The organism is Burkholderia sp. RF7-non_BP4 (assembly GCF_001521935.1).
Taxonomy (GTDB): Bacteria; Pseudomonadota; Gammaproteobacteria; order Burkholderiales; family Burkholderiaceae; genus Burkholderia; species Burkholderia diffusa.
Genome location: NZ_LOTA01000076.1, coordinates 23242 through 47473 on the forward strand (window position 1 = coordinate 23242; position 24232 = coordinate 47473).

The following is a 24232-nucleotide window of genomic DNA, read 5'->3' on the forward strand; positions in this document are numbered from 1 at the left end:
GGCGCGGCGGACGGTGGCGAGCGGCGGCGCGCATGATACGCGCCGCGCGGGGTCAGACGTGGTGCAGGCCGTCGAAGTCGACGATCTGTACGAGGCGGCCGTGCATTTCGATCAGGCCGCGCTTCTGGAACTTCGACAGCGTGCGGCTGACCGTTTCGAGCGTCATGCCGAGGTAGCTGCCGATGTCTTCGCGCGTCATCCGCAGGTTGAATTCCGACGGCGAGTAGCCGCGCTTCAGGTACCGCGACGACACGTCGAGCAGGAACGCGGCGACGCGCTCTTCGGCGTTCAACGAGCCGAGCAGCATGGTTTGCGACGTTTCGCGCACGATCTGCTCGCTCATCAGCTTGTGCATGCGCAGCTGCATCGTGCCGGCTTCCGAGCACAGCGACTTGAGCGCGCTGTACGGAATCACGCAGACCGAGCTGTCTTCCAGCGCAACCGCGGTGCGCGGGTGCGTGTCGTCGCAGATGCCGTCGAGGCCGAGCGCTTCGCCCGCGAGGTGCAGGCCCGTGACCTGCTCGCGTCCGTCGTGGCGCGTGGCGACGGTTTTCAGCGAACCCGAGCGCACGGCGTACAGGTTGTCGAAGGTGTCGCCTTCGCGGAACAGCGCTTCGCCGCGCTTGACCGGGCGCGCCGCGCAGATGACTGATTCGAGGCGGCTGAGCGCTTCGGGTGCGAGGCCCTGCGGCATGCACAGGTGCCGCATTGCGCACGACGAGCAGTGCGGTGCCTGGCGGGGAGCCCAGTTGCCTGCATGGGATGAGGCGGCGGGACGTGTGGCGACGGGCGTCAACATGATCGTTTACTCCGGCATTGAATCGACCGAATCATTGTCCCACCGCAAGTTGCCGCTGTCGGGTGACAAAACGTCGCGACCGCGCGCACATGTCGCGGGCATCGCATCGGCATGCACGCATGCCGACGCCGCTCAGCCTTCCTGATCGTCCGTATGCGCGGCGGCCGGGATCAGCAGCACGGGCAGCGTCGCATGCCGCACGCACTGTTCGGCGATGCTGCCGAGCACGAGGCGACGGAACCCGCGGCGGCCGTGCGTGCCGAGCACGAGGAGATCGGCGCCGAACGCTTTCGCTCCGTCGAGGATCAGCGTCGACACGTCGTTGAGGGACGACGCCTCGCTCGTCACCGTCTCGCCCTTCACGCCGGCCGCCTGCATCAGCTTCTTGAACTCCGCCGCGAGCGCATTGCCTTGCGCGATGAGCTGGTCGCGCAGGACGGACGGATCGTAGCCCGGCACGTTGTAGTAGATCGCGGCGTTTTCGACGACGTAGAACGGTTGCAGTTCGGCGCCGTGCTCCTTCGCGAGCGCGAGGGCGGCATCGAACGCGTGGCGGGCCGTGTCGCTGCCGTCGATGGCAACCAGAATGCGCTTGTACATGGTGTCTCCAGGTGGCGGATTGAACGGAAGTCGGCGGAACGGCCGAGCAGGCCGTGCGTCGCTGCGAGGCAGGGTAAACCAACGGCAGGGACTTTGCAGCGACGTGCCGGTCGTCGCGAGTGTGCATTAAATATCATCCGGACCGCGATCACGTGACTTCGATCAACGCCGACGCATCGACGTCGCGAAACCCGAGTGTCGAACGCGAACCCGGCGCCGATATCGATTCCAGCGCCGATTCGGAGGACCGGCGCGCGAACGCGCGCGTCGCTCCGCCGCCATCGGTTATCGGCCCCGCATCGACCCGCCAAACGAACGGTCGATTCAAACGCCGCGCGCGTCACCGCGGCACCGGCGTGATTTCGATCACCCGTTCCGGCCGGCGTCCATGGCCGGGCCAGTAAGCGCTGCCGTACATCCGGTGAACCGGGCCGTACAGCGCGTCGTCCGCGTGCGACGGCGCGTCGAATCCCTTCTCGATCACCATGTAGCCGGCACGCAGCGCGAACGCCGGATGATTGCCGCCCGGACGGCTGTCGAAGCCGGCGAAGCCGTCGCCGGCTTCGGGCATCGCGTTGACGAGCGACGCGTTGCTGTGCGTGATCTGGTCGGGCGAGAAGGCGCGGCCGCTCGCGAGACGCGCGGCCTCGCGATTCTTGCCGTCGGTGTCGACGGTGCTGTCGTGCGTGTCGTCGTTGTCGAGTTCGATGCTGCGCGGATGCGCGGCGCGGGCTGGAGCTGTCGTTTCCATCACGGCTCTCCTGGCGGCGAAGCGCTCCGGATCGAAGCAAATCCCGTTCCGGGCAAGACGGGAAAACGGCGCGCGGACGGTCGCCGCCGTCGTGCCGCGCGCGCTGATTTGTCATGATTTATTTCAGCTAGAAGACCCGTTTTCTACAGAGTATGATTCATTTCCTGCGAAGCGGCGACAGGGGAAGCGGTCTCGCCGCCTCTGCCCGCACCGGGGCGCCGCAGCACCCTTAAGACGGGTAGTGAACAACAAATCAAGGGACTAGAGGTGGCGGATTCATGCAAGCGACTACTGCCTTCACGCACCGCGGTTATCTGTTGAATTGCGCGCCCGCGCGCGCCAGCGACGGCTCGTTCAAACCCTACGTCGTGATCTCCCGATCGAGCGACGGGGAACTCGTCGCGAACCGTTTTTTTCCGACCGAGCTCCAGTTCAACGACGAAGGCGACGCGATCGCGCACGCGCGCGACTGGGCCGTGCGCTGGATCGATGCGAGCAGTATTACGATCTGACGCCGTCGCGCGACGGCGGCATCAGCCGTCCGGCCGATCCCCGGGCGCGCCGCTGCCGGACGAAAACGCGGTAATCTTCTGGAACCCGTCACTTTATTAGCGGCCGTGCGATCGAGCGCGGCCGCCTGCATTGGCATATGTCGACATCACCCGCCCGTCAGTGGGGCCTCGAAGAAATCGTTGCCGGCTTGCGCGAATCGCGCGAGGAACTTCATCGCACGCGACATCCGCGCGGCATCCGCGAGCTGCCGTCGCGCGACGCGATCTGCAAGATCGTCACCGGCCTGCGCGCGTCGATGTTTCCAACGCACTACGGCGCGCCGGATCTGACCGACGAAAGCGTCGACTACTACGTCGGCCACACGCTCGAAAGCACGCTGCGGATCCTGTCCGAGCAGATCCGCCGCGCGCTGCCGTTCCTGCCCGAGCATGCGGACACGCCGTTCGCCGAACTCGACGAACGCGCGTTCGAGATCGCGCGCGAGTTCGGCCGGCAGTTGCCGGCGGTTCGTGCGCTGCTGGTCAGCGACATCCAGGCCGCCTACGCGGGCGATCCGGCCGCGCAGCACATCACCGAGATCCTGCTGTGCTACCCCGGCGTGCTCGCGATGATGCACCACCGGCTCGCGCATGCGCTGCACCAACTCGGTGTGCCGCTGCTCGCGCGTTTCATCAATGAAATCGCGCACTCGGCCACCGGCATCGACATTCACCCGGGCGCGCAGATCGGCCCGAGCTTCTTCATCGACCACGGCACCGGCGTCGTGATCGGCGAAACCGCGATCATCGGCGAGCGCGTGCGCGTGTACCAGGCCGTCACGCTCGGCGCGAAGAGCTTCCCGGCCGATGGCGACGGCGCGCTGGTGAAGGGCAATGCGCGGCATCCGATCGTCGAGGACGACGTGGTGATCTACGCGGGCGCGACGATTCTGGGCCGCGTGACGATCGGGCGCGGTTCGGTGATCGGCGGCAACGTGTGGCTCACGCACAGCGTGCCGCCCGGCACGAGCGTCGCGCAGGGCAAGGTCCGCGAAGGCGGCAGCGCCGAGAAGCCGTAACGCGGCGCGCGAACGGCGCATCGGTCGTTCGGGCAGCGTAGACGAAGGCGTGTGCCGACGCATGCACGCCGGTGTGCGAAGGGCGCACACGGCTGCCGTCGACCCGGCCGTTCGTCAGTGCTTGCCGGCCGGCGAGCGATGCTTGTACAGCACGTCCTGGTCGACGCGGATCAGGTTCTGCCCCGCATCGACGACGAAATCCACGCCGTTGTACGCACTGCCCGTCAGCAGCAGGATCGCGCCCGCGACGTCGTCGGGGCCGGCGATGCGCGTGAGCGGCGTCGATGCGCGGCTCGCGTGTTCGAAGTCGGCCTGCGTCTGGTCGTCGCTCGGCAGCATCAGACCGGGGAACACCGCGTTCACGCGCAGCACCGGCGACGACGACAGCGCGAGCATCTGCGTGAGGTTGCCGAGCGCGGCCTTCGCGACCGTGTAGCTGAAATGGTCGCGGTGGAAGTTTTCCTTGATCTTCTGGTCGACCACGTTGACGACGACGCCCTGCGTGCCGGCCGCGCGGGCCCGTTCGTAGAATGCGCGCGTGAGCAGGATCGGCGCGCGGCAGTTGACGGCCCACGCCTGGTCGAACGCCGCGAGGTCGAAGCTCGGGAAATGGTCCTGCCAGAACACCGACGCGTTGTTGACCAGCACGTCGAGGCGGCCGAAGCGCGCATATACCTGGTCGATCAGCGTGGTGATCTGCGCGGCATCCGACAGGTCGGCCTGCAGCGCGACCGAATCGTGCCCGCGTTCGGCGATCGCGCGGGCCGCCGCCTGAGCGGCATCGGCGGAGCGGTCGTAATGGACCGCGGTGCGATAACCGTGCGCGGCGAAATACTCGGCGAACGCGCGCCCGGCCCGGCGCGCGGCGCCGGTCACGAGCACGACCGGCGCGTTTGCCGCTTGCTTCGTGGACTGCATTACGTATTCGTCAGGTTGACTGAAGAAGGATTCGCGACGATCGACAGGAATTCGCGCCGCGTCGACGGATCGGTGCGGAACGTGCCGAGCATGCGCGACGTGACCATCTCGACGCCCGGCTTGTGCACGCCGCGCGTCGAGATGCACTGATGCGCGGCTTCGAGGATCACGCCGACGCCCTTCGGCTGCAGCACGTCGAACAGCGTGTCGGCGATCTGCACGGTCATCTTTTCCTGGATCTGCAGGCGCTTCGCGAACGCGTCGACGAGGCGCGCGAGCTTCGAGATGCCGACGACGCGATGGTTCGGCAGATACGCGACGTGCGCGCGGCCGATGATCGGCACCATGTGGTGCTCGCAGTAGCTCTCGAAGCGGATGTCCTTCAGCACGATCATTTCGTCGTAGCCGTCGACTTCGCTGAACGTGCGCGCGAGGATGTCGCGCGGCTCCAGCGCGTAGCCGGCGAAGAACTCTTCATAGGCGCGCACGACGCGTGCCGGCGTGTCGAGCAGGCCTTCGCGGGCGGGATCGTCGCCGGCCCAGCGCAGCAGCACGCGAACGGCGTCCTCGGCTTCTTTCCGGCTCGGCCGGGATGCGGCCGGCTCGGGCCGCGCGGATTTTTTACCCATCTAGTCGCTCCATCGAATGCGGCCGCCTGAGGCGGCGCGGATATCCGGGCATTGTTTCATGCTTTCGCGGGTCGTGCGTGCGGCCTGCCGCACACCCCGCGTCACTTCGGCCATTCGTCCTGCTCGTCGTTGAACAGCGACGCGACGACGCCGCGCAGCCATGCGGTGCGCGGATCGTTGTGGAACTTGCGATGCCAGTGCTGCTTCAGGTCGAAGCGCGGTAGCGGCAACGGCGGCTCGACCGGCACGATGAACGCATGCTCGGCCGCATACGCATAGCCGATCGCATGCGGCACCGTCGCGATCAGGTCGGTGCGACTCAGGATGAACGGCAGGCTCATGAAGTGCGGCGTCTCGAGCACCGCACGGCGGTGCATGCGCTGCTTCGCGAGGTATTTCTCGAGCACCTCCTGGCTGCGCCCCTCGGCGCGCACCACCGCATGCCCGCACGCAAGGAACTGCTCGGCCGTGAACGGGCGCGCGTGTTCGAGCGGATGGCCGCGCCGCATCAGGCAGACGAACCGGTGCGTGAACAGACGCTGCTGGAAGAAGTTGTTGCCGTCGAGATCGGGGAAGTAGCCGACCGCGAGATCGATCGAGCCGGCTTCGAGGCCTCGGCCGACTTCGTCGTGCCCGAGCGAGACCGAGCGCAGGTTCGCGTGCGGCGCGCGCGTCGCGAACGCCTGCAGCAGCTTCGGCAGGAACACGATCTCGCCGACGTCCGACAGCGCGATCGAGAACGTATGCGTGCTCGCCGCCGGATCGAAGTCGTGCGGCGCGACGAGGCCGCGCTCGATCTGCGCGAGCGCATCGCGTGCGGCCGGCAGCAGCGCGAGCGCGCGCGGCGTCGGCTCCATTCCGCGCGACGTGCGCACGAACAACGGATCGCCGAAATACTCGCGCAGGCGGCCGAGCGCGGTGCTCACGCGCGGCTGGCTCACGCCGAGCAGGTCGCCGGCGCGGCTGACGTTGCGCGTGTCGTCGAGCGCGACGAGGTAGGGAATCAGGTTCAGATCGAGCGTATCCATCGTGAGGCCGGTATCCGGGAAGCGTATACAACTTATCTCCAAAATCGCATTGCCGCATAGTCGGGAAAGCGCTCAAATGGGTTCCATTATTCGAACCAATGTTCAGGAGACGAACAATGCGCACCCAGGTCGCCATCATCGGCGCCGGTCCGTCCGGCCTTTTGCTTTCCCATCTGCTGCGCCTGCAAGGCGTCGATTCCATCCTCGTCGAAGCGCGCTCGCGCGAATACTGCGAGAACCGCATCCGCGCCGGCGTGCTGGAGCAGGGCACCGTCGACACGCTGAACGAAGCCGGCCTCGGCGAGCGGATGCGCCGCGAAGGGCTCGAACATCACGGCATCGAGCTGCTGTTCTCCGGCCAGCGCCATCGCATCGACCTGAGCGCGCTCACCGGCGGGCGTGCGATCACCGTCTATAGCCAGCACGAAGTCGTGCGCGACCTGATCGCGGTCGGCGACGCGCATGGGCATCAGATGCACTTCGAAGTCAGCGATGTCGCGCTGCACGATATCGAAAGCGAGCACCCGTTCGTCACGTTCAAGCACGCGGACGGCCGCGCGGACCGCATCGACTGCGACTACATCGCCGGCTGCGACGGCTTCCACGGCATCGCGCGGCAGACCATTCCCGCCGAGCGGCTGAACACGTTCGAGCGCGTCTATCCGTTCGCATGGCTCGGCATCCTCGCCGACGCGGCGCCGTCGCTCGACGAGCTCGTCTACGCGCATCACGACAACGGCTTCGCACTGTTCTCGATGCGCTCGCCGACGGTCACGCGCCTCTACCTGCAATGCAAGCCCGACGAAGACCTCGCCGAATGGTCCGACGCGCGGATCTGGGACGAACTGCACACGCGCTTCTCGAACGACACCGGCTGGACGCCGACCGAGGGCCGGATCACGCAGAAGAGCGTGACGCCGATGCGCAGCTTCGTGTCGGAGACGATGCAGCACGGCCGCCTGTTCCTCGCGGGCGACGCCGCGCACATCGTGCCGCCGACCGGCGCGAAGGGGATGAACCTCGCGGTGGCCGACGTCCGCGCGCTGTCCCGCGCGCTCGGAGCGCGCTACCGCAACGGCGACGCGACGCCGCTCGAGCGCTATTCGGCGACCTGTCTCGAACGCGTGTGGCGCGCCGAGCATTTCTCGTACTTCATGACGAACATGTTGCACTCGTCGCCGGAGGACTCGCCGTTCGTCAATCGCCTGAAGTTTGCCGAGCTGAAGTACGTGACGCGCTCGCGGGCCGCCGCGCAGTCGCTCGCCGAAAACTACGTCGGCCTGCCGTTCGACGACCAGACACCCCCCGAGGGATCCCGCCTTGACAACGCGCTGTGCACGACTCTATGATCGGCGCATCGTTCGCTAATCGAATCTAGGTTCGAATGACGAACAAATGCCGAAGGTCGACGACGGCCTTCGACGCGGCACGCGACACGCGCGTGCCCCCTCGACAGGCCGCGCATCGTGCCGCGGGTTCGTATCAGGAAGAGACATGGTCAACAAGATTTTCGAATCGCTTCAATCGGCGGTCGCGGACGTTCACGACGGCGCGACCATCATGATCGGCGGTTTCGGCACGGCAGGCATGCCGTCCGAGCTGATCGACGCGCTGATCGAGCAGGGCGCGCGCGGCCTGACGATCGTCAACAACAACGCGGGCAACGGCGAGACGGGCCTCGCGGCGTTGCTCAAGGCGAAGCGGGTGCGCAAGATCATCTGCTCGTTCCCGCGCCAGAGCGACTCGCAGGTGTTCGACGCGCTGTACCGCGCGGGCGAGATCGAGCTGGAGCTCGTGCCGCAGGGCAACCTGGCGGAGCGGATCCGCGCGGCGGGCGCCGGCATCGGCGGCTTCTTCACGCCGACGGGCTTCGGCACGAAGCTGGCCGAAGGTAAGGAAACGCGCGTGATCGACGGCAAGTCGTATGTGTTCGAGACGCCGATCCACGCCGATTTCGCGCTGGTGAAGGCATACAAGGGCGATCGCTGGGGCAACCTCGTGTACCGCAAGACCGCGCGCAACTTCGGGCCGATCATGGCCAGCGCCGCGAAGGTCGCGATCGTGCAGGTGTCGGAAGTCGTGCCGCTCGGCGGGTTGAATCCGGAACACATCGTGACGCCGGGCATTTTCGTGCAGCGTGTCGTCGAAGTGCCGCAGGCCGCGCATGCGGCCGAGCTGGCCGCCGAACGTGCATCGCAAGCCGCCTGACAGCAGAGGAGACCCGACATGAAACGACTGACCCGCGATGAAATGGCCAAGCGCGTCGCCCAGGACATCCCCGAAGGCGCGTACGTGAACCTCGGCATCGGCGTGCCGACGCTGGTGGCGAACCACCTCGACCCGAGCAAGGAAATCTTCCTGCACAGCGAGAACGGCCTGCTCGGCATGGGCCCGGCGCCGGCGCCCGGCGAGGAAGACGACGAGCTGATCAACGCCGGCAAGCAGCACGTGACGCTGCTCACCGGCGGCGCGTATTTCCACCACTCGGATTCGTTCGCGATGATGCGCGGCGGCCACCTCGACTACTGCGTGCTCGGCGCGTTCCAGGTGTCGGCGAACGGCGACCTCGCGAACTGGCATACGGGCGCGCCCGACGCGATTCCGGCCGTCGGCGGCGCGATGGACCTCGCGATCGGCGCGAAGCAGGTGTTCGTGATGATGGAACATCTGACGAAGCAGGGCGAAAGCAAGATCGTCGCGCAGTGCTCGTATCCGGTCACCGGCGTGCAGTGCGTGAGCCGCATCTATACCGATCTCGCCGTGCTCGACGTGACGGCGGACGGCCTCGCGGTGAGCGAGATCTTCACCGACCTGTCGTTCGACGAATTGCAGAAGCTGACCGGCGTGCCGCTGATCGACGCGACGCGCAAGGCCGCGGCCTGAACGGCAAGCGTGCCGGCGCGTGCGATCGCGCGCACGCCGGCACGCTTGGGTAGACAATAGGCGCACGCCGTTTCCCCACTCTGATGCCATGCTCGAAGACAGCGCCCGCCTGACCTCCCTCATTTGCGGCACCGAGCCGCTCAACCGGATCTGGTCGCCGCGCGCGACGATCCAGCGGATGCTCGACGTCGAGGCCGCGCTCGCGCGTGCGCTCGCCGCGCGGCAGGTGATTCCCGCCGCCGCGGTCGCGCCGATCGAACGCGCGTGCGACGCCGGCCGGCTCGACGCCGACGCGCTCGCGCACGGCGCGGCGCTCGGCGGCAATCTCGCGATTCCGCTCGTCAAGCAGCTCACCGCCCAAGTCAAGGCCGACGACCCCGAGGCCGCGAAGTTCGTGCACTGGGGCGCGACGAGCCAGGACATCATCGATACCGCGACCGTGCTGCAACTGCGCGACACGCTCGACGTGCTCGAGCCGCTGCTCGACGAAGCGTGCGCGTCGCTCGCGACGCTCGCGCGCACGCATCGCGCGACACCGATGATCGGCCGCACGTGGCTGCAGCAGGCGCTGCCGATCACGCTCGGCCTGAAATTCGCGCAATGGCTCGACGCGCTGCTGCGCCATCGCGCGCGCTTCGCCGAATTGCGCGAGCGCGCGCTGGTGCTGCAGTTCGGCGGCGCCGCCGGCACGCTGGCGAGCCTGCGCGAGCAGGCGGCCGGCGTGAGCGCCGCGCTCGCGGCCGACCTGAAGCTCGCGCTGCCGGCCGTGCCGTGGCATACGCAGCGCGACCGCATCGCGGAAGCCGCGTCGTGCTTCGGGATGCTGACCGGCACCCTCGGCAAGATCGCGCGCGACGTGTCGCTGCAGATGCAGACCGAAGTGGGCGAGCTTGGCGAACCGGCGGCTGCCGGCAAGGGCGGCTCGTCGACGATGCCGCACAAGCGCAACCCCGTCGGCTGCGCGGCCGTGCTGACTGCCGCGGTGCGCGCGCCGAACCTCGTCGCGACCGTGTTTGCCGGGATGGTCCAGGAGCACGAGCGCGCGCTCGGCGGCTGGCAGGCCGAATGGGATGCGCTGCCCGATCTCGCGCGCCTGACCGGCGGCGCGCTCGCGCAGATCGCGCAGATCGTCGCGGGCCTCGACGTGAACACCGGACGCCTCGCCGCGAACCTCGACCTGACGCACGGGCTGATCCTCGGCGAAGCCGTGATGCTCGCGCTCGGCGACCGGATCGGCCGGCTCGATGCGCATCATGTCGTCGAGCATGCGTCGAAGGAAGCCGTGCGCACCGGCGCGACGCTGTTCGACGTGCTCGCCGCCGATCCGACCGTATCCGCCCATCTGTCGCGCGACGCGCTCGCGCGGCTGCTCGATCCCGCACATTATGTCGGCGAGGCGCAGGCCTACGTCGACGCCGTGCTCGCGCTGCACGCGGGCACGACACAACCAGGAGAACACTGATGCCTTTCGCCACTGTCAACGGCGTGAAACTGCATTACCGGATCGACCGTGCCGCGCGCGACGACGCGCCGTGGCTCGTCTTCTCGAACTCGCTCGGCGCCGACCTGCAGATGTGGGCACCGCAGATTCGCCCGCTCACGCAGCACTTCAACATCCTGCGCTACGACACGCGCGGCCACGGCCATTCCGAAGCGCCGGCCGGCTCGTACACGATCGACCAGCTCGCGGGCGACGTGATCGGCCTGCTCGACCACGTCGGCATCGATCGCGCGTACTTCTGCGGGATTTCGATGGGCGGCCTGACCGGCGCCGCGCTCGCCGCGCGCTTCCCGTCGCGCATCGTGCGCGCCGTGCTGTCGAACACCGCCGCGAAGATCGGCTCGCCCGAAGTGTGGGCGCCGCGCGCGCAAAAGGCACGTGCGGAAGGGATGGCCGCACTGGCCGACGCCGTGCTGCCGCGCTGGTTCACCGACGCGTTCGTCGATCGCGAGCCGCGCCTGTTCGACGCGATCCGCGACACGTTCGTGCATACCGACAAGGACGGTTACGCGGCGAACTGCGACGCGCTGAACGCGGCCGACCTGCGCGAGGAAGTGAAGGGCATCGCGCTGCCGGTGCTCGTCGTGACCGGCGCGAAGGACATGTCGACGCCGCCCGACCAGGGTCGTGCGCTGGCCGCCGCGATTCCCGGCGCGCGTCACGTCGAATTCGACGCCGCGCATATTTCGAACATCGAGTGCACCGACGGTTTCAACCGCGCGCTGCTCGACTTCCTGACCGCGTGAGGCACCGACGATGGACGACCAGCAACGTTACGAAGCGGGGATGAAGGTGCGGCGCGCGGTGCTCGGCGACGCGCACGTCGACCGCTCGATCCAGAACCGCACCGAAGTGACCGACGAATTCCAGAACCTGATCACGCGCTATGCGTGGGGCGAGATCTGGACGCGCGACGGCCTGCCGCGCCATACGCGCAGCCTGCTGACCATCGCGATGATGGTCGCGCTGAACCGCGGCGAGGAGCTCGCGCTGCACCTGCGCGCCGCGCGCAACAACGGCGTGACGCGCGACGAGATCAAGGAAGTGCTGCTGCAGACCGCGATCTACTGCGGCGTGCCGGCCGCGAACTCCGCGTTCCATCTCGCGGACAAGATCTTCAAGGAACAGGATGCGGCTCAATAACACGGCCGGCTCGCGCCGGACGTGACCCGATCGCGACGCCTGCCGCTGCCGGCAGGTGTCGACGACGCATGACGCGCCGGCGGCGAATCGGCGCGCAAACAAGGAAAGACGCGGCCATCAGGTCGCGTTGTTTACATAGGAGACTCGCGATGAATCGCGCACCCGTGGTCGATGTCCAGACCTTCATCAACGAGCAGCCGTTCGGCGGCTTTCAATGGCTCGTATTCCTGATGTGTTTCGTGATCGTGCTGCTCGACGGCTTCGATACGGCCGCGATCGGCTTCATCGCGCCGTCGCTGCTCGGCGAATGGAACCTCACCAAACCCGATCTTGCACCCGTGCTGAGCGCCGCGCTGTTTGGCCTTGCATGCGGCGCGCTCGTGTCGGGCCCGCTGTCCGATCGCCTCGGGCGCCGTTCGCTGCTGCTCAGCTCGGTGTTCCTGTTCGGCGCCGCGTGTTTCGCGTCCGCATTCTCGACGACCATCGGGCACCTGACGGTGCTGCGCTTCGTCACCGGCGTCGGCCTCGGTGCCGCGATGCCGAACGCGGTCACGATGATGGGCGAGTTCTGCCCGGACAAACGCCGCGCGACCGTGATCAACCTGATGTTCTGCGGCTTCCCGTTGGGCGCCGCGTTCGGCGGCTTTCTCGCCGCGTGGATGATCCCGCATTTCGGTTGGCGCAGCGTGCTGATGCTCGGCGGCGTGACGCCGCTGCTGCTCGGCGTGCTGTTGCTGCTGAAGATGCCCGAATCGGTGCGTTTCATGGTCGCGCAAGGCCAGAGCATCGACCGGATCCGCGCGACGCTTTCGCGGATCTCGCGTGACGCGCTGAACGCCGGCTCGTTCGCGATGACCGAATCCGCGCCGCAGACGGGCAGCAAGGGGATCGGTGTCGTGCTGTCGCGCTCGTACGTCGTCGGCTCGGTGATGCTGTGGCTCGCGTACTTCATGGGCCTCGTGATCTTCTACGCGTCGATCAACTGGATGCCGATCCTGCTGAAGGATGCCGGCCTCACGCCGAAGAGCGCGACGCTGATTTCCGCGCTGTTCCCGCTCGGCGGCGTCGGCGCGGTGCTGTGCGGCGTGCTGATGGACCGTTTCAACGCGAATCGCGTGATCGCCGTGTGCTACGCGCTGACCGCGATCAGCGTGTATGCGATCGGGCAGGCGGCCGGGAACGTCGGGCTGCTCGTGCTGGTCGTGTTCATCGCCGGCGTGCTGATGAACACCGCGCAATCGTCGATGCCGGCGCTTGCCGCCGCGTTCTATCCGACCGAAGGGCGCGGCACGGGCGTGGCGTGGATGCTCGGTGTCGGCCGCTTCGGCGGGATCGCCGGGTCGTTCCTCGTCGCCGAACTGACGCGCCGGCACTTCTCGTTCGCGGGCGTGTTCGCGACGATCGCGGTCGCGGGCTTGCTTGCGTGCCTTGCGTTGCTGATCAAGCAGATGGCGCGGCCGCACGGGGTCGCGCAACCGGGCGGCAAGATCGAGTCGCTCGGGCATTGAGCGGGATCGGGGCCGGGGCGATGCGCCGGCCTTTTGCGTGTTGCGATAGGTCGTGAGCCGGCCGACTCGCAACGACGGACCGGGCCGCTTTGGCGGCCCGTCGACTTTACGGCCGTCGCGCCGCTATTCTTCCGCGTCGTGTTCCTTGACGAAGTTGCGCAGATACGCGCGCAGCGCGGCCTCCTGGCTGCGATGATCGGCATGGTTCGCGGCGCCCATCTCTTCTTCCTCGCCGAACAGCGTGGGCGGCGCGCAGTACGTGCCCACTTCGATGTTTTCGCGCAGCACCCGGATCTCGTGCGTGAGCGGGTGGTACTCGGCGATCCAGTGCATGCCCTCGATGTGCTCGCCGGCTTTCAGCATTGGCTTCATCGGCAATCTCCATGCAGGGCAGCGGTGCAGCCGGCGAAGCGGCTGCACGCGCCCTTACCAAAAGGGTACGCCTGCATGGCGTGAAGCTCAACGGGGGCGCTTGTGAGCGCTTACTGCGGGAGCAGATGCGCGACGAGCGGATACAGCGACAGGATCAGCAGCACGGCCATCGTCACGTTGAAGATGCGCAGCGCGCGGCGGTTCGACAGGAAGCGGCGCAGGCCCTGGCCGAACGCGGCCCACAGGCTGATGCACGGAAAGCCGATCAGGATGAACACGACGGCCATCCACGCGGCGTTCATCCCGTAGTCGGCGGACAGGCGGATCGTCGTCGCGGCGGTCAGCACCATCATCCATGCCTTCGGATTGACCCACTGGAACGCGGCGGCTTCGAGGAACGTCATCGGCCGCGGCTTGGCGCCCTGCGCCTTCACTTCGCCCGATGTGCCGATGCGCCAAGCGAGGTACAGCAGGTACGCGACGCTCGCGATTTCCAGGATCGTGTACAGGGCCGGCACACGGCGGAACGCCTCGCCGAGACCGAACCCGACGCACAACATCAGGATCGCGACGCCGATGCTGATGCCGAACAGGTGCGGCATCGTGCGACGGAAACCGAAATTGACGCCGGAGGCGAGCAGCATCGTATTGTTCGGGCCGGGCGTGATCGACGTGACGAGCGCGAACAGCATGCCGGCGGGCAATGCGCTGACGGTGAGGAAGTCCATCGCGGATTCTCCATTCGTGTTCGGGACTGGGATGGAGCCAGTGTAGCGACGGTTTTCTGTACAGTACCGATACAGTTTGATGGATGGATGCCGGTACGGGGAGGGGGAGGTGCGGACTGGGGCGGAATCGCCGGATCGTGCTCGGGTTGCTGGTGGTGCGAATCGGTTGGCGTCGACGCTCGACGGCCGGGCCACCAGCCGACAGGTCGATCATGGGTTGGCTACACGCTCCGCTTCCATCACACGCAGCACCGGCCGGCCGTCGACGTCCTTCAGCGGAAAGTACGAGCGATGCGTGGCCGGATCGACAGCGACGACGTGTGCGTTCGGTCCGAGCCGGCCTTCGCCGAGTTTGACGACATCCGAGCCTCCGACGCCGAACATCGAAACGACGCCGGCTTCACCCGCGACATAGAGCACGTCCGACGCGGAATCGAACGCCAGCACGTCCGGCCCGCCACCGATATGAAACGCTCGAGCCACACGCCGCGCGCGCATATCGAAGACGAGAAGCGTGTCATTGTCCTCGCACGCGATGAAGGCGAGGCGGCTGCGCGGCTCGATCAGCAAACCGTGATTGCCTTTTGCACCGGGCAAGTCGAGACGGTCGACAATACGGTCCGTCGCCGGATCGATTTCGACGAGCTGACGACGCGTCTGGACGTTCACGAAGATGTGACGGGAGACCGGATCGTACTGCGTGTTGCCGGCCTCGCCGTCGAGCGGAATCGTCGCGACGCGCCGGTTGCTCCGGACGTCGATGACCGTTTCCGTTTTTCCGTATTCGTCGGATACGTACAGCTTGTGCACGTCGGCGGCATAGGCCATCCCGTCGGGATAATGCCCGCCCGGCACGCGCGCGACGATTTTCAGCGTCGCGGCGTCGATCGCGACGATTTCGTCGGACCCGGTCGCGGATGCGTAGATGCGCGACACCTCCGGCACGGCAAGCACGCCATGTACCGACGATACCGCCGTGATCCGTGCGATCACGCGTAATGCACGCGTATCGAAAGCAATCACTTCGTCGTCGCCGAGGTGGGCGATCATGAGCCGGTTGCGGGGTAAGTCCAGACTTGCGTAGTCGAGCCGGGTCGGTCTGCCCGGCAACGGAATGTCCGCGACGTGCTTCAGCGGCAGGGCGCCGATCGACGCATCGTCGCCTGCGGCGAAAGCCTGGTCAATCGACGGGCCCGACGCGCCGAACCCGCCGCACAGCGCGACGAGCAGGGGCAGGCTGCAGCGCCAGTGTCCGGCGTGCTTCATGATTTTCTCCCGCGACGGCCGCCGCCGCATTTGCGATGCGGCGTCGTCGTCGCTTTGCATGGTTCCCCGCTCGTTTGTTGTTCCACCGTGGTCGCCGCTTACCGCGGCCGCTCGTCGTTTGGTTCGACGTGCCGAAAAGCTGCGAGCAGCGTGAGGTCGTACGCGATCTTCAACACACCGCATGCGAGCAATGGCGCACCGAGCCAGCCGAGACCGAACAGGCCGCCGGCCAATGTCGGCGCGAGCGCGGCCGCGAGGCTGCGCGGGACGGATGTAAAGCTGGCCGCTGCCGGTCGCTCCGCCGGCGTGACGACCGCCATCACGTAGGCGGTTCGTGTCGGCACATCCATTTGCGAAAGCGCGCTGCGCATCAGCAGCAGCGTCAACGTCAGCGGCAACGTTGGCGCGAGGGCGGCGCCGATCAGGCAGATGCTCGACGGGATATGCGTGAACACCATCGTGTTCAGCAGGCCGATCCTGCGCGCCAACGGCGCGGCCGCGAGCTGCGAGCCGGCCGAAAGCAGGCCCGCCCAGAAGAAGAACCGGCCGGCGGCGACGATCGAGAGGCCGAAGCGCTGCATCAGCCACAGCGACAACAGCGAGTTGACGACGAGACCGCCCGCGAACGCGTCGACGCTGAACAGCATCGCCAGCCGGATGACGATCGGGCGCGACGGGCCGAGCGGCGGCGGCGCCTGCGTTGCGGCGTGCGTCTCCGGGCGCGGCAGTCGCCGATACAGCACGCAGACGACGATACCCGTCGCCGCATAGACCAGAAACATGCCGCGCATCGCGCTCAGCGTGGTGATTCCGGTATGTGATGCAACGAAGATCGGCAGGCCGGCCGCAAGGGATCCGACCGCCGCCGAAACGGCCCCGACGAGGCTGTATCGGGCAAACAACGCCGTGCGCGCGTCGCCGTCGGCTGCTTGCGCCAGACGCGACTGTTCGAGCGGCAGAAACAGGCTGACGTCGCCGGAGCTCGGATTGAGCGTGCCGGCGAAGGCGACGACGAACAGTGGCCACAATGCGGAGAAGCTCGCGAAGCCGATTCCCGTCGCTGCCATCAGCACCGCCGCGAGCGTCAGCATGCGGCGCTGCGTGAAGCGGCTCGCGAGCATGCCGACCGCGATCGTCGCGATTGCGGAACCCGCCAGCGTCGTGGTGCCGATCAGGCCGACATCCAGTTGCGAAAGCCCGAGCGACAGCAGATACGCGGGCAACAGCACGGCAATGAAGCCATCGCAGAAACCGCGCAGGCCGCGGCTCGCGAGGATGAGCCATGCGGCCTCGTCCACGCCCGCCGGCAGTATTCGGCTGGCGAGCGTCGACGCGCGTCGGCTGTCAGGCAGGGGCATCACGCCGGCACCACGCGTAAAGCGCATCGTCGATGAATCGCGCAATCAGCCATGGCCGTCTCCCCGCAGCGAGGCTCAATGATGGAGCAGCGGGTAGGCCACCAGCCCGATGAGCGCGGCAGCCGTGACGATGACCGGCTCCTGCAACTTCTTGAAACGCCACAGCAGCAGCACGGTACCGACGGCGAGCAGTGCGGTCGGCAGGTCGACGATCGAGCGTTTCGCGATGACGAGGACGGAGCCCGTGATTGCCCCGACGGCCGCGGCGGTGATTCCGTCCACGAACGCCTTGACGTCCGGGCGGTGCCCGTACTTCTTCACGTACGGCGCGGGAATGACGGTGAACAGATAGCAGGGCAGGAACGTGCCGAGCGCCGCGACGCATGCGCCGGGCAAGCCCGCCACGAGATACCCGATGAAGCCGACGGTGATCACGACGGGACCGGGCGTGATCATCGCGACCGCGACCGCATCGACGAACTGCTTGTCGTTGAGCCAGTGATGTTCGGTGACGACGCCGCCGTAGAGGAACGGCACGATCGCAAGCCCGGAGCCGAACACGAACGCGCCTGCCTTCGTGAAGAACGCGCCGATCTGAACGAGCTGCGGCAGATCGATGCCGCTCAGTATTCCGCTGGCGGCCGGCAGGTTGGCCGCGGCAACCGCATTCAGTCCGCCCCGGTGCAGCCACTTGGGCGGGGCGCGCCACAACCAGCCGACCAGGCCCGCGACGAGGAACAGCCACGCGATTTCCGATTCGGTGATGAAGGTCACGGCGGCGAGCGTCACGAAGATTGCCCAGAGCAGCTTGTCGTGGCCGACGGTTTTCGTCGTGAGCTTGTAGGCGCTCATCGCGATGATGCCGACCACCGCGGCGCCGACGCCGTAGAAGACGGCCTGCATCCAGGACAGCCCGCCGAAATGCGCGTACGCGAACCCGAGCGCGAGCACCATCAGAAACGACGGCAGCACGAACGCGAAGCCGACGAGTGTCGCACCGAGAATGCGGTAGTGAACGAAGCCGAGATAAATCGCGAGCTGGGCCGCCATCGGCCCCGGTGCGAGCTGGGCCAGCGTGAGCCCTTCCTTGTAGTCGGCCTCCGTGATCCAGCCGCGGCGCTCGACCAGGTCGCGACGCATGTAGCCCGCAAGCGCGACCGGCCCGCCGAAGCCGAACGTGCCGAGACGCAACATGTAGGCGACCAGCTCGCCGAGCGAGTAGGTCGGTTCGGTCGTGGCGATGGCAGTGGTCATGACCTGGCTCCGGTTTCGTTCTTTCCGCTCGACGAGAAATGCGCGTGCAGGGCGTCGAGCACGGCGCTCATTTGCTCGAGCAATTGATCGTCGTTCTCCGTGCGCTGGCGCGTGCCGGCCATCACGGCTTCGAAGCCGATCGCCTCGGGCGCCGCGGGGCCACCCACGTCGAGTGCGTGCACGATCTCGGCGAGCCGCGCGAGCGCAGGGCTTTTGTCGAGGCCGAAACTGGCCAGCAGCACCTCGAACGTCACGCGCTCGCCGACATGCGTGAACGTCGCACCGTCGAAATCGAAGCCCAGCGCGTCAGCGGGACAATCCGCCGGCGATGCGAGCCAGATGAAGCGGGCGCGTGCGTCGATGAAGCGGCGGATCAGCCACGCGCTGGCGACGCGATCGACCCACATCCGCTGCCGCGTCGCCCAGGTGCGGCCCTGATATTCGTCGATCGCCAGCGGGCGGATCGCGCGGTCCGCGGCGTGCGGCTCACCCGGCGACAGCACGGTGTCGACCAGCGCGGCGAAATCCTGCAGCGCGACTTCGGCGCGGGTGGCCGAGTCGCCCGGGAAATAGTCGATCGCGCGGATGGCGTCGAAATCCTTGCGCATGCGCCGCAGCAAACGTGTCAATTCCGTGGCCGACTGGCCGGCGAGGGTCTTGCGGGCGTCCGCAAGGGCCTGGATAAAGGCGGCGTCCTCCTCTCCGCGATCGAAGAGCGCGCGGAATTCCAGTTCCTGCTGCGCGTCCAGGCTCGGCGCGCGTAACAGGTGAGCCGTGCCGCCGCTTTCGGCGATCGACCCCGCGAGGTCGCGCAGCGTGCCCTCATGTTCTTCGGTGTACGGCAGCAGGTAGATGCCGTCGCGCAATACCGCACAGCCCTTCGCCTTCAGCGCGCGCCAGAACCGCATGCGGGCCGTTGCGTTTTCAGTCGGAAGGGTCAGAACGAGGAGCGACCAGGTGGAGATTGTGTTCATGTAGACAAATCTACATGAAAGTTGCGATTACTACAAAAATACTTCGCGCGATCGTCATGTGATGTCGCCCCCGTCTTGCGTTAGCCGGATCTATACCCCTCCCCCCTATATGGAAAGGCGATTTGAGGTATAGTCCCCCCCGCTATATGAAGGGACTACCATGAGCCACACCATCAAGGACAAGCAGAAGCTGCTGAACCGTGTCCGCCGCATCAAGGGACAGGTCGAAGCGATCGAACGCGCGCTGGAGGGCGAGCGCGGTTGCAACGAAATCCTCCGCCTCATCACGAGCGGCCGAGGCGCGATGAACGGCCTGCTCGCGGTCGTGCTCGAGGATCACATCCGCAGCCATCTGGTCGACGCCGAAGGGCACGACGAAGAAGGCAGTGCGACCGAGCAACTTATCGAAGTCGTACACAGCTACTTCAAGTAAACGGAGGCGCAATGAGCAATTTCAGCGATGACGCCTTCGGCGCAGGGCACGACCACATTTTTCTCGGCGCGGCGCACGAACAGAACGAACGCAGGACCTGGACGGTCATCGCGCTGTGCGCGGCGATGATGGTGGCCGAGATCGTCGGCGGGTCGCTGTTCGGCTCGCTGGCGCTGATCGCGGACGGCCTGCACATGTCGACGCACGCGGGCGCGATGCTGATCGCCGCGTTCGCCTATACCTATGCGCGCAAGCACGCGAACGATCCGCGCTTCGTGTTCGGCACGGGCAAGCTCGGCGACCTCGCCGGTTTCACGAGCGCGATCGTGCTCGCGATGATCGCGCTGCTGATCGGGTACGAAGCGGTCGCGCGTCTGCTCGCCCCGGTCCCGATCCATTTCGGCGAGGCGATTCCGATCGCGGTGGCCGGCTTGCTCGTCAACATCGCGAGCGTCTGGCTGCTGAGCGGCGATCATCATGGCCATAGCCACGGTCATGGCCACGGTCATCACCACGGGCACGACCATGGCGATCACGACGATCACGACCACGAAGAGGAAGCGCACCGGATCTTCGACCAGCAGGGCGCATTCGTCGTGTCGGTGTTCGAGGCGGGCGTCCCGCCGGTTTTCCGCATCGCGCCTGCGACGCACGAGACGACGCTCGTGGATGCGGGCGCCGTGTCGGTGACGACGATCCGCCCGGACGGCACGCGTCAGGTGTTCGCGATGCAAAGCCGCGATGGGTGTCTGGAGTCGACCGAAGCCATTCCCGAACCGCATGAATTCAAGGCGATCGTGCGCTTGAACGGCCGCGAACACGAACTGGCGTTCGAGGAGCACGATCATGGCGCGTCCGCGGCGGCGGCGCGCGATCACAACATCCGCTCCGCCTACATCCACGTGATCGCCGACGCCGCGGTTTCCGTGCTGACGATCGGCGGGCTGCTGCTCGCGCGTGCGTTCGGCTGGGTGTGGATGGATCCGCTGGCCGGCATCATCGGCGCGCTGGTGATCGCGAACTGGTCTTACGGCCTGATGCGCGACACGGGCGGCATCCTGCTCGACATGAGTTCGGATCGCCGTCTGGCGGACAAGGTGCGCGGCGCGATCGAAGGCGCAGGCGACCGCGTCGGCGACCTGCATGTGTGGCGGCTCGGGCCGGGGCACATGAGCGCGGTGGTGTCGGTGACGACGACCGATCCGGAGCGGGATGCGCGCTTCTATCACGGCGTGCTGCAGCGATTCAAGGACCTGTCGCACGTCACCGTCGAAGTCGTGCCCGCGACGCGAGGACGATAAGCATGGCGGTCAAGTCTCCCTGTGTGGACGTGTGCTCGTTCGACGGCCGCACCGGCTACTGCGTGGCATGCCTGCGAACGCGCGATGAAGCGCGCGGCTGGAAGAAGATGACGGATCACCGGCGTCATCAAATCGTGAACGACCGCGCGCGGCGGCATGCGAAACTGACGCGGGAAACGACCGACTGATCACGACACCATGAGCGCTCCGTCACCGACTGCCCGCAGACCTGCGATTCCACGGACCGTATGGGCCCTGGGCCTCGTGAGCCTGTTCATGGACCTGTCGTCCGAGCTGATCCATGCGTTGTTGCCGATCTACCTGGTGTCGACGATGGGCATGAGCGTCGCCGCGCTCGGCGTCCTCGAAGGGGCGGCCGAAGCGACGGCGATGATCGTCAAGGTGTTCTCCGGTGCGATCAGCGACTGGCTCGGGCGCCGCAAGGGGCTGCTGCTGGTCGGCTACGGGCTCGCGGCGCTGACCAAGCCGTTGTTTCCGCTGGCGTCCACGCCGGCCGTCGTCGTGGCGGCCCGTCTGCTCGACCGCGTCGGCAAGGGGATTCGCGGCGCGCCGCGCGACGCGCTGGTGGCCGACATCGCGCCGCCCGAAATCCGCGGCGCGTGCTTCGGCCTGCGTCAGTCGATGGATACCGTGGGCGCGATTTTCGGGCCGATGCTCGCGATCGTGCTGATGCTGTGGTTCGGCGATCGCATCCGGACCGTGCTGTGGTTTGCCGTGGTGCCGGCTTTCGTCGCGATCGCATTGATCGTCTTCGGCGTGCGGGAGCCCGAGCAGTCGAAACCGGACCGGCACTTTCGCTCGCCGCTGCGCTGGAACGCCTTGCGCGAGTTTCCCCGCAGCTATTGGTTCGTCGTCGCGGCCGGCGCGACGTTTACGCTCGCGCGCTTCAGCGAGGCGTTCCTGGTGCTGCGTGCGCAGCAGACGGGGCTCGATGCGGCGTGGATTCCGGCCGTGATGGTCGCGATGAGCGTGACCTATTCGCTGTCGGCCTGGCCGGTCGGCATCGTGTCGGACCGGCTCGATCGCCGCGTGCTGCTCGCGGCCGGCATGGTGTTGCTGATCGTGGCCGACCTGCTGCTCGGCATCGGCACGTCGACGCTCTCGATGTTCGCCGGCGTGGCCGTGTGGGGGCTGCACATGGGCTTCACGCAGGGCATCCTCGCCGCGATGGTGTCGGAAACCTCGCCGGCCACGCTGCGCGGCACCGCGTTCGGCGTATTCAACCTGGTGAGCGGCATCTGCATGCTGCTCGCGAGCACCATCGCCGGCGCGCTGTGGACGCATTTCGGCGCGTCGACCACGTTTCTCGCGGGCGCGGCGCTGGTCGTCGTGCCGCTGTGCCTGTGCCGGTTCATGCCGCGACCCGGCACGTCGCACGCGTGACGCGGCGCCGGCCGGGTCTGCCGACGTTCGGCGCAAGGCCGGGCTGACGACCGGGCACGACGGTGCCCGAAGAACGCACCCGCCTTGGCGGTCCGCCCGTCTCCGGCGCCGACCGGCGAAGGCCCGCCTCGCCTCCTTTCCGCACCGCGCATCGCCTGCTGCTTTCAGATTTGAAAGATTGTCCGGCGTTTGCGATAGAATGCCCCCCCTGTTCGCCGTGGCCATGCCCACGGACGGGCACCGGCACCCGAAGCGGCGCGCCGTGCGCGCGGACCACCGCTCTCATTTCGATGCCGGCGATCTCCCTGCCGTTGGAAACACAAGTTCTGTAATTTGGATTGCTAATGAAGAAGAAGCACAACATCACCAAGTACATCGTCATCGCGATGGTGCTTGGCATTGCCGTGGGCTACGCCTGTCATAGCGCGTTTCCCGACCCGAAAATGGCCAAGGAAGTCGCCGGCTACGTGTCGCTGCTGTCCGACGTGTTCCTGCGGCTGATCAAGATGATCATCGCGCCGCTGGTGTTCGCGACGCTGACGGTCGGCATCGCGCAGATGGGCGACAGCGGCTCGGTCGGTCGCGTGGGCGTGAAGGCGTTCGGCTGGTTCATCATCGCGTCGTTCACGTCGCTGCTGCTCGGCCTCGTGACCGCGACGATCCTGAAGCCGGGCAGCCACCTGAGCCTGCCGTTGCCTGCCGCCGACGCGGCGCTGAACCTGAAGACGGGCGCATTCACGCTGAAGGACTTCATCGTCCACCTGGTGCCGAAATCGATCGCCGAGGCGATGGCGAACAACGAGATCCTGCAGATTGTCGTGTTCTCGATCTTCTTCGGCACCGCGCTGTCCGCGCTCGGCGACGCCGGCAAGCGCCTGACCGGCGTGATCGACGACCTCGCCCAGGTCATGCTGAAGGTGACGGGCGCGGTGATGTGGTTCGCGCCGGTCGCCGTGTTTGCCGCGCTGGCGTCGACGATCACGACGGAAGGGCTCGGCATCCTGCTCACGTTCGCGAAGTTCATGGCGAGCTTCTACCTGGCGCTCGCGCTGCTGTGGGGCGTGCTGACGCTCGCCGGCGTGGCGTTCCTCGGCAAGCGCGCGTTCACGCTGATCCGCCTGATTCGCGAGCCGTTCCTGCTGTCGTTCGCGACGGCGAGTTCCGAAGCCGCGTATCCGAAGCTGCTCGACGCGCTCGACCGGTTCGGCGTGAATCGCAAGATTTCGAGCTTCGTGCTGCCGATCGGTTACTCGTTCAACCTCGACGGCTCGATGATGTACTGCACGTTCGCGGTGCTGTTCATCTCGCAGGTGTACGGGATCGACCTGCCGCTCGCCACGCAGATCACGATGCTGCTGATGCTGATGGTGACGTCGAAGGGGATGGCGGGCGTGCCGCGCGCGTCGCTCGTCGTGATCGCGGCGACGCTCAACCAGTTCCATCTGCCGGAAGCCGGGCTGCTGTTGATCATGGGCGTCGACATGTTCCTCGACATGGGCCGCTCGGCGACCAACGCCGTCGGCAATTCGATCGCGGCCGCGGTGGTCGCGAAGTGGGAAGGCCAGCTCGGCGAATCGCGCGACGACGCGGATTCGGACGGCGGCGGCGAGATCAAGCAGGTGAAGGTACGGGAGACGGCGTAGTCCGCGTGATTTCCCTGCTGTAAATGAAATGCGTCGGTCCGGATTCCACATGGATTCGGGCCGGCGCGATAACCGCGAGCGGTCATTCCTTTACCCGTCTTTACCCGCATCCGGCGATTTTCCCGATTCGCCGAAAAACCTTCCGCCATTTCCGATTCGCCGCATTCAA

26 protein-coding genes are annotated in these 24232 nt (G+C 66.9%); 14 read left to right on the forward strand and 12 right to left on the reverse strand.

From position 1 onward, the window contains the following. Positions 1–52 precede the first annotated feature (52 nt). From fnr to WS49_RS22915, 3 genes are all read right to left on the reverse strand, one after another. Positions 53–799 (reverse strand): fumarate/nitrate reduction transcriptional regulator Fnr, encoded by a 747-nt coding sequence (gene fnr / locus WS49_RS22900; RefSeq protein WP_059447453.1) that lies wholly within the window; start codon positions 797–799, stop codon positions 53–55. Between the two features lie 132 nt (positions 800–931). After that, positions 932–1399, reverse strand: a complete 468-nt coding sequence (locus WS49_RS22905) for a universal stress protein (protein ID WP_059533566.1) — start codon at positions 1397–1399, stop codon at positions 932–934. Positions 1400–1739: 340 nt separating this feature from the next. Next, positions 1740–2150, reverse strand: a complete 411-nt coding sequence (locus WS49_RS22915) for a DUF3005 domain-containing protein (RefSeq protein WP_059533570.1) — start codon at positions 2148–2150, stop codon at positions 1740–1742. A gap of 278 nt (positions 2151–2428) precedes the next feature. Between WS49_RS22915 and WS49_RS22920 the strand changes: the two genes are divergently transcribed. Together WS49_RS22920 and epsC are read left to right on the forward strand one after the other, a co-directional pair. Beyond that, positions 2429–2662, forward strand: coding sequence for a hypothetical protein (locus WS49_RS22920; protein ID WP_011659947.1), 234 nt, complete (start codon positions 2429–2431; stop codon positions 2660–2662). Positions 2663–2799: 137 nt separating this feature from the next. Further along, positions 2800–3720, forward strand: coding sequence for a serine O-acetyltransferase EpsC (gene epsC / locus WS49_RS22925; protein ID WP_059533573.1), 921 nt, complete (start codon positions 2800–2802; stop codon positions 3718–3720). A gap of 114 nt (positions 3721–3834) precedes the next feature. Here epsC and WS49_RS22930 read toward each other — a convergent pair whose 3' ends face one another. The 3 genes from WS49_RS22930 to WS49_RS22940 all read right to left on the reverse strand — a co-directional run bounded on the left by WS49_RS22930 (position 3835) and on the right by WS49_RS22940 (position 6295). After that, a complete protein-coding gene (locus WS49_RS22930; RefSeq protein WP_059533575.1) occupies positions 3835–4638 on the reverse strand; it encodes an SDR family oxidoreductase in 804 nt (267 codons plus the stop codon). Further along, positions 4638–5267, reverse strand: a complete 630-nt coding sequence (folE, locus tag WS49_RS22935) for a GTP cyclohydrolase I FolE (RefSeq protein ID WP_059533577.1) — start codon at positions 5265–5267, stop codon at positions 4638–4640. Before folE ends, WS49_RS22930 begins: the two co-directional genes overlap by 1 nt. Before the next feature lie 101 nt (positions 5268–5368). Beyond that, the gene (locus WS49_RS22940; protein WP_059533578.1) at positions 5369–6295 is read right to left on the reverse strand and encodes a LysR family transcriptional regulator; all 927 of its coding nucleotides are present in this window, start codon (positions 6293–6295) and stop codon (positions 5369–5371) included. Between the two features lie 116 nt (positions 6296–6411). Between WS49_RS22940 and pobA the strand changes: the two genes are divergently transcribed. The 7 genes from pobA (at position 6412) to WS49_RS22975 (ending at position 13330) form a co-directional block, all read left to right on the forward strand. Further along, a complete protein-coding gene (gene pobA / locus WS49_RS22945; protein WP_059533580.1) occupies positions 6412–7644 on the forward strand; it encodes a 4-hydroxybenzoate 3-monooxygenase in 1233 nt (410 codons plus the stop codon). 145 nt (positions 7645–7789) lie between these two features. After that, positions 7790–8503 carry a 3-oxoacid CoA-transferase subunit A gene (locus WS49_RS22950; protein WP_014900666.1) on the forward strand — a complete coding sequence of 238 codons (714 nt, stop codon included), beginning with the start codon at positions 7790–7792 and terminating at the stop codon, positions 8501–8503. An 18-nt stretch (positions 8504–8521) separates the two neighbouring features. Beyond that, positions 8522–9178: a CoA transferase subunit B gene (locus tag WS49_RS22955; RefSeq protein WP_012365076.1), complete on the forward strand. Its 657-nt coding sequence runs from the start codon at positions 8522–8524 to the stop codon at positions 9176–9178. 88 nt (positions 9179–9266) lie between these two features. Then, the gene (locus tag WS49_RS22960; protein WP_059533581.1) at positions 9267–10640 is read left to right on the forward strand and encodes a 3-carboxy-cis,cis-muconate cycloisomerase; all 1374 of its coding nucleotides are present in this window, start codon (positions 9267–9269) and stop codon (positions 10638–10640) included. Beyond that, positions 10640–11425 carry a 3-oxoadipate enol-lactonase gene (gene pcaD / locus WS49_RS22965; RefSeq protein WP_059533583.1) on the forward strand — a complete coding sequence of 262 codons (786 nt, stop codon included), beginning with the start codon at positions 10640–10642 and terminating at the stop codon, positions 11423–11425. The genes WS49_RS22960 and pcaD overlap by 1 nt, the downstream gene beginning before the upstream one ends. 10 nt (positions 11426–11435) lie before the next feature. Continuing rightward, positions 11436–11822 carry a 4-carboxymuconolactone decarboxylase gene (pcaC, locus tag WS49_RS22970; RefSeq protein WP_059533585.1) on the forward strand — a complete coding sequence of 129 codons (387 nt, stop codon included), beginning with the start codon at positions 11436–11438 and terminating at the stop codon, positions 11820–11822. Between the two features lie 149 nt (positions 11823–11971). Then, positions 11972–13330: an MFS transporter gene (locus WS49_RS22975; protein ID WP_059533586.1), complete on the forward strand. Its 1359-nt coding sequence runs from the start codon at positions 11972–11974 to the stop codon at positions 13328–13330. Between the two features lie 123 nt (positions 13331–13453). Here WS49_RS22975 and WS49_RS22980 read toward each other — a convergent pair whose 3' ends face one another. The 6 genes from WS49_RS22980 to WS49_RS23005 all read right to left on the reverse strand — a co-directional run bounded on the left by WS49_RS22980 (position 13454) and on the right by WS49_RS23005 (position 19282). Then, positions 13454–13702: a hypothetical protein gene (locus WS49_RS22980; RefSeq protein ID WP_059533587.1), complete on the reverse strand. Its 249-nt coding sequence runs from the start codon at positions 13700–13702 to the stop codon at positions 13454–13456. Between the two features lie 110 nt (positions 13703–13812). Next, positions 13813–14430: a LysE family translocator gene (locus WS49_RS22985; protein WP_059533589.1), complete on the reverse strand. Its 618-nt coding sequence runs from the start codon at positions 14428–14430 to the stop codon at positions 13813–13815. A gap of 210 nt (positions 14431–14640) precedes the next feature. Continuing rightward, positions 14641–15696 carry a YncE family protein gene (locus WS49_RS22990; protein ID WP_059533794.1) on the reverse strand — a complete coding sequence of 352 codons (1056 nt, stop codon included), beginning with the start codon at positions 15694–15696 and terminating at the stop codon, positions 14641–14643. Positions 15697–15794: 98 nt separating this feature from the next. Continuing rightward, on the reverse strand, positions 15795–16955 hold the full coding sequence (locus WS49_RS22995; RefSeq protein WP_257127776.1) for an MFS transporter: 1161 nt from the start codon (positions 16953–16955) through the stop codon (positions 15795–15797). A gap of 174 nt (positions 16956–17129) precedes the next feature. Continuing rightward, entirely contained in the window at positions 17130–18308 is a 1179-nt protein-coding gene (locus WS49_RS23000; protein ID WP_059533591.1) for a chromate transporter, read from the reverse strand. Beyond that, a complete protein-coding gene (locus tag WS49_RS23005; RefSeq protein WP_059533593.1) occupies positions 18305–19282 on the reverse strand; it encodes a chromate resistance protein ChrB domain-containing protein in 978 nt (325 codons plus the stop codon). Before WS49_RS23005 ends, WS49_RS23000 begins: the two co-directional genes overlap by 4 nt. A gap of 160 nt (positions 19283–19442) precedes the next feature. Here WS49_RS23005 and WS49_RS23010 point away from each other — a divergent pair, with 160 nt between their 5' ends. The 5 genes from WS49_RS23010 to WS49_RS23030 all read left to right on the forward strand — a co-directional run bounded on the left by WS49_RS23010 (position 19443) and on the right by WS49_RS23030 (position 24063). Continuing rightward, complete coding sequence (locus WS49_RS23010) at positions 19443–19715, forward strand: metal/formaldehyde-sensitive transcriptional repressor (RefSeq protein WP_059533596.1); 273 nt, start codon at positions 19443–19445, stop codon at positions 19713–19715. 11 nt (positions 19716–19726) lie between these two features. Then, positions 19727–21016, forward strand: coding sequence for a CDF family Co(II)/Ni(II) efflux transporter DmeF (gene dmeF / locus WS49_RS23015; protein WP_059533598.1), 1290 nt, complete (start codon positions 19727–19729; stop codon positions 21014–21016). Positions 21017–21018: 2 nt separating this feature from the next. Then, positions 21019–21204 carry a DUF1289 domain-containing protein gene (locus tag WS49_RS23020; RefSeq protein ID WP_059508013.1) on the forward strand — a complete coding sequence of 62 codons (186 nt, stop codon included), beginning with the start codon at positions 21019–21021 and terminating at the stop codon, positions 21202–21204. Between the two features lie 10 nt (positions 21205–21214). Then, positions 21215–22420 carry an MFS transporter gene (locus WS49_RS23025; protein ID WP_059533600.1) on the forward strand — a complete coding sequence of 402 codons (1206 nt, stop codon included), beginning with the start codon at positions 21215–21217 and terminating at the stop codon, positions 22418–22420. 344 nt (positions 22421–22764) lie between these two features. Next, positions 22765–24063, forward strand: a complete 1299-nt coding sequence (locus WS49_RS23030) for a dicarboxylate/amino acid:cation symporter (RefSeq protein WP_059533601.1) — start codon at positions 22765–22767, stop codon at positions 24061–24063. Positions 24064–24232 lie beyond the last annotated feature (169 nt).